Raw genomic sequence first — 5,673 nt, 5'->3', positions numbered from 1 at the left:
AGGAATGTAAGGGGCTGACAAGTGCCTTTTTTTTGCATCTGATCTAAGCACTTTTACGCTGCAATTCTAGGCATTTTTAGTATGCAATAAACACTCGGGTCTGCTTAGCATGCAACTGCAAGGTGCGATGGCCATATTCGCTGTAAATCTCAAGCGAATACTGAAATTAGTAGACTAAGAACTACTGGTGAATACAGCATTATGAAGACAAAAAGAAGACATTCATCTCCAAAACGCGGGGTGAATGTCTTCTTTTTACACTATCTGCACCGCCTCCGAAGAAAAACGCAAGTTCTTCAGTGGCCTCAGCGATCCGGGGTTGTCTTTTTGCGTATAAAACACAAAAAGAGCCGTGGGGCGAACACCCTTAACGGCTCTTTTTGCGTCTGTATGTAAAATCGCTGATTGCATTTTTATCATCTCCCCTTGACAAATCCTTGCTGCAACCGTCTTACCAAAATACATGTTTTTTTGCAACCTAACCCGTCTAAAAATGATAAAAGCCTCAGGACTACTCCTGAGGCTCAGCAGAATGGTTGTATAGATTGTCGAAAAGGTCGGACTTGTCCGGCTGTACTGATTCAGGCGAAACGGGCACCAAGCCCCGGCTGAAAGACATATCGCGTGCGGTCCATTAGAAAAGTGTTGATACGAAGCTGTTTTTTGGGTATGAATCAATAAAAAAGTAGCTTTGCGGTCCAACATAAAAGCCCCACCAGCGCAATGCCAGCAGAGCTCCTTTTCAACGGCCCCATTTATTTCGGTGTAGATTTAGCTTTTTAAATTACAGTTTTCAAAAAAATATTACTTTTTCGACAAGCATAAGTGCAGTTAATACAGATAATAATTCTAGAGCGTCAATTCCATATACCACCAATTCCGTTTTTATAGTAGAATTATAGTCGTAATATACTACTCGATAAGGCGAGGTTGATAAAATGTTCGAAAAAAAGCATTACGTACCTGTGTTGAAGTGGAAACAAGGTGAACAAAAAGCTCTTGAGTGTCTTTCTAAAAACATCAGGGAACGACTAACACCTCTAATTGAAATCCCTCCAATCGATTGGGATTTTGAAAATGAACTGCCCAAAAAGTCTATCGATGAGCATCTTTCTAATTTTGGTGACACTCTTCAGAGATCGTGGCAACAAAGCCACCCCGTTTTTGTTGACCTTATCTATCTAGATTCATCAGATAGACTTGCAAATAATATCCACCCAATGGAATTTATACTAAAACAAGCTCGTGATAAGGGAATTGGAATAATACCTGTTACTGGTTCGGATCGAGACTCTGCATATCAATCAGAGGTGGTTTCAGCTAATAAAATAGATAGATTGGGAGCCTGCATCCGCATTCAGGAACATGATTTCGATGCTCTGCAGCAAAATATTGATAAGCTATTAGTTACATTGCAAATGAACCCTTCGGTAATCGACCTTGTAATCGACTATGGCTATGTAAATCCAACAGAAAAAATTCGTACCGGAATCTTCTTAACAGGTCTGATAAATAGTTTGCCTTATTTATCTGAATGGAGAAATGTTATCCTTTGCGGAACCTCATTCCCAAAAAACCTTTCAGATGTTAGCGCGGATTCTGTAGAACAATTGGATAGAACAGAATGGACTATATGGAATAGCATTGCCCAAAAAGGAAGTATAACCAGAACCCCAATATTCAGTGATTATGGAATATCTAATCCTGAACCTTTTGAAGGGGATCCACGTTTCATAAAAATGAGCGCTAACATTCGCTACACTGCAAACAACAAATTTATCATATTTAAAGGAAAGGTTACACGCAAATTTGGCGGAGCCCAATACCATCAAATTGCCTCTAATGTGGTTGCTCATCCAGAGTATTCTGGTTCCACTTTTTCGAACGGTGATAACTATATTTACGATGTAGCAAATAATAAAGATGGTCCCGGCAATGCCACTAATTGGCGCAAAGCCGGAACCAATCATCATATAACCTATGTTGCTACTGAACTTTCCAATTTGACCTTGCCTTAAGTTTACTTCTCACTTCATCTTGTAGGTCTTTTAACTCAAGTTTTTCTGCTAACGCAGCCCATAAAACTGGTCGAGACTTGCTAAGTAACCCTTTATGCAAGTCTCGATTTTTTAAAATATCAATTGCTTCATCTTTCCATAATAATTGAGCTAATGCCAGGGGATCGATATATTCATTCTGCTGCGGTTCTCTAAATGAAAAAAAATGAACTGTCTCATCATCTTCCATTTCAGCAGTAACAACCCCCCACCAATCTGGAATAATATCCACTATCCCATCAATAAAACGTGAGGCAGTTAATATAGTAACAGTATCAAATACTCTATTGTATATCTCGCTTTGTCTCGGTAATCGCTCCAGTGTGTCGCTTTCACTTTTAATCTCGTAACCATTAATTGCCCCATTAACTACAGCGACGTCAATTCTTGCCTCTCCTTGACAAAGAGAAAGTTCATCTAATATTAGTGTGTTTTCCAACTCTCCAACATGCTCTTGTTTTAGACGATGGTGTAACGAGGCCCTGATATCAACATCTCTCGTCTTCATGAAAAACATACATCCCTTCAATTTGTTGCAGAAAAGGTAATAACAATGATTGTAGTAATAAGAAACTTTATTGATTTTTTCGGAAGAATACATCTACATAAAAAAGAACCGCGTCGCATCCAGCGGTTCTTTTTTTGAAACTGGTGCTCCAGATACATTCCCAGTATACACTATAGATTACCCTTTTAGAATAGTTACTTTTCTTTCCTTTGAGATCCACATTACCTGCGCCCCAACAGCCTCCGCAACCTCCCGCCCCAGGACTACTCCTGGGACTCTGTGTCGTCTCTTATTATAGTCTATGATGGGACATCCTTACCAAATAATTTTTTTATCCGTTTCGGAACTTTCGTTTTATTGGCATTTGCAGCATACTTAACACAGCGAATAAAATATATTGAAAAAATCCAGAAAACTACAACGTAATGAATGTATGCTGAAACAAGTCCAAAGAAACCCACTTCTTTTGAGAAGGTTCTTAAATATTCGCCTCCTTTTACAAAAAGTAATAACATCAAAAAGTTACTAGCAAAAGCGAGCAATTTTGCTTGTATCTTATGGTCTTTTTCTTGCCCTTTTTTCACATTTCCAGGTATTAAACTAAGTAATAAATCAATAGATGCGACAATAAATAAACCAAAAATTAATTTTATTAGCTCCACCCCAAAGAATGAAGTAACTGCAATCAAAATACCAGTAATCATTACCTTCCAAGAGATATTTTCATTCGACTCGCTCATCTCTTCAGCATACATTTGGAGAAATGTTGGAGTACCATGTGGTAATATAAAGGCTCCCACCTTTCCAATAATACCAGCACAACATACTCTTCCCTTTTGATTTTTCATCTTGGACTTTTCATATGTACGGTCATTAAAAGGCATACTAACAACACCATCCCTTTTTTGGGTTGCAGTATCTTCTTCACCGTCTAATAAGATCACGTGCTTACATGGGTGCTTAATTACGTGACCAGTAGCCTTTATAAAATAAATGCTTCTGATCTCAATTTTATTCCGTTTTTCCTTCACATCAAAGTTTACTTTAATTAGATTGTGTTTCCGGTATAACTCTTCGTCATGTACTATTTGCGAAAGATTGCTTGCGATAATCTTTTCAGTTTCCGTGTGCCCTAATGAACAATCCGTAAAATATATCGTGTTTTTTTTAATTTGAGTGGAGAGGTGTAAGAAGAACGACTGTACGTATGCCATGTTAATCCTCCTTCTTAAAAACCTTTACAGGGTATTTATCTATAACTTTATCTTTATAGACAGCCTCAAAGTATACAGTTCCCTCATGTAGAATAGGAAACTTATCCATGACCAAGTTGTAAACATTAATTTTATCATATTCTGTAAATTTAATTTTTAATGGTTGTGAATCAACCTTGAACCCTTTTCCCCTTATCCTAATTTTAAATTCTTGTTCATCATCCGATTCTTCGGCGGTGATGCCAATAATAAAATGGATGTTTTTCTCCAATACCGAAGGAATAACTTTCACAGGCATTTCATCGAAAATATTTTTTGCACTTATTTTCCCGTCACTGGTATATGCTTCTTCAGAGACAAAAATATAGGGTAAACTTAACATATTAACTCCTTTGCCCAGAAATATTTTATGGTATATGTAGTCCTAATAATCTCAACTCGTAACTACCATTGGTATACAAATTGGTCATCATTTATTGTTCCAGGAAGTTAGATCTATTTGCATCTACTTATTTTGTAGATAATATACGACAAAAGACTTATTTTACCTGCCGAACACACGTGCCAATTTACTTAATTTAGGATGTTTAGGGGAGTTGCGGCCAGAATATACTAATCGTATATGCCATAAAAATACTGTAAAAATCAAATAAACCCCAGGACTACTCCTGAGGCTTGTGCTCGTTATCTTTTATCTTATATATGCGTGATGAGCATAGGTCCCCTAAGTCTCGGAGTGATCCGGGGCTTATCCTTAATCTAGTTCCGTTCCTGTTAGTATAATTTGAAGTGCTGTTAATTGGTGTAATTGAGATTCAGTTAATACCCCCACCGGACCTTCCAAGTCTATTTTTAAAAGTGGTTGGGCACAACCTAACCTAATTAGTGAGCAGCGATTTATGTAATTACCTTCTTGCGGTGTAATCTCCAAGTCATTATCCCTCTTCATTTCAACCCGACTCGATAATGGGGCTACGTTTATAACCCAAGCTCGCGGGTCTGAATTCGCCTCACAGTGATGGATTACACAAACCAAACGCGATTCATGTTTGGCCCTATTTACATACTTTTCCTCTGAAAACACAATGTAAATATCCTTGACTTTATATATTTCCCCATAGTGAAATACCCGGGCATCGAACGGGTATTTCACTCGTTTTCTTTCTCCCATGCACCAGCTGCCCTTTCTCGCAGAACTCTAAATTCTTCTAGTTCTGCCTGAATTTCATCGAAATATTCTTCATCAGTACCTCGTGATGATAAATCGATTCTTTTGGCTACTTGTTTTATCTGGCTGAGTTTAAACAAGGGCTTTAACGGCTTTCTTTCCTTCATGCCAATCAGTCCCTTATAATAGTCTTGCATTACATTTGCGTCGATAATCTCTGAGCAACTTTCCCCGTAAGGTGTGGTTCCGCGGGCTTGCCTCCAAGGTATTTCCATATGTGTTTGGTTCTTTAACCAGTTTGGGTCTTTATCCCAGAATTTATTCCATACTACATCCATCACCCTCAGCATACAACTGGTGAATACTATCATATTCACGGACGATGGAAAGGGAAGCGGCTGATGTCTGGCTTTCCGAAACCTAGAGTAGAGCGTGCGACAGGCTTCAAATGTTGATGAGAACATTTCTTCACCGTATTCCGCCAAATAATAGGCCTGAGCATAATAGCACATCTTTTGTAACTTTAAATGTGTAACCGTATGACCTTCACATCTGAATTTATCCAAGAAGTAGTCGGCAACATCAGATACAGTGGGTTCCATTCTTCATCCCCCTTTTTTACCACTCCTTGACTAAAAGTCTGGTGAAAAATAGGTTATCGAGGTCAGATTGAGCCGTAACAAGGACGGCAAAAAGCAAAGCGTAGTTGGGCGAGTAAATGTGTTG

The 5,673-nt window shown here is 38.4% G+C and carries 6 protein-coding genes; 1 reads left to right on the top strand and 5 read right to left on the bottom strand.

Translation table 11 applies throughout. From position 1 onward, the window contains the following. Positions 1-255 precede the first annotated feature (255 nt). Positions 256-705, bottom strand: a complete 450-nt coding sequence (locus tag PPOP_RS18205) for a hypothetical protein (RefSeq protein WP_042229975.1) — start codon at positions 703-705, stop codon at positions 256-258. Positions 706-938: 233 nt separating this feature from the next. Between PPOP_RS18205 and PPOP_RS18200 the strand changes: the two genes are divergently transcribed. After that, positions 939-2,018 carry a beta family protein gene (locus PPOP_RS18200; protein ID WP_006288152.1) on the top strand — a complete coding sequence of 360 codons (1,080 nt, stop codon included), beginning with the start codon at positions 939-941 and terminating at the stop codon, positions 2,016-2,018. Here the strand turns inward: PPOP_RS18200 and PPOP_RS18195 are convergent. The 4 genes from PPOP_RS18195 to PPOP_RS18175 all read right to left on the bottom strand — a co-directional run bounded on the left by PPOP_RS18195 (position 1,987) and on the right by PPOP_RS18175 (position 5,549). Then, positions 1,987-2,565, bottom strand: coding sequence for a sce7726 family protein (locus tag PPOP_RS18195; protein WP_006288151.1), 579 nt, complete (start codon positions 2,563-2,565; stop codon positions 1,987-1,989). The genes PPOP_RS18200 and PPOP_RS18195 overlap by 32 nt on opposite strands. Before the next feature lie 299 nt (positions 2,566-2,864). Next, positions 2,865-3,779, bottom strand: a complete 915-nt coding sequence (locus tag PPOP_RS18190; protein ID WP_006288150.1) for a hypothetical protein — start codon at positions 3,777-3,779, stop codon at positions 2,865-2,867. Position 3,780: 1 nt separating this feature from the next. Then, positions 3,781-4,161, bottom strand: coding sequence for a hypothetical protein (locus tag PPOP_RS18185; protein ID WP_006288149.1), 381 nt, complete (start codon positions 4,159-4,161; stop codon positions 3,781-3,783). A gap of 767 nt (positions 4,162-4,928) precedes the next feature. After that, positions 4,929-5,549 carry a Panacea domain-containing protein gene (locus PPOP_RS18175; protein WP_006288147.1) on the bottom strand — a complete coding sequence of 207 codons (621 nt, stop codon included), beginning with the start codon at positions 5,547-5,549 and terminating at the stop codon, positions 4,929-4,931. Positions 5,550-5,673: the final 124 nt, after the last annotated feature.

It is taken from the genome of Paenibacillus popilliae ATCC 14706 (assembly GCF_000315235.1).
GTDB lineage: Bacteria > Bacillota > Bacilli > Paenibacillales > Paenibacillaceae > Paenibacillus_B > Paenibacillus_B popilliae.
The sequence above is the reverse complement of the archived record's forward strand: the minus strand, read 5'-3'. Positions and strand labels throughout refer to the sequence as shown.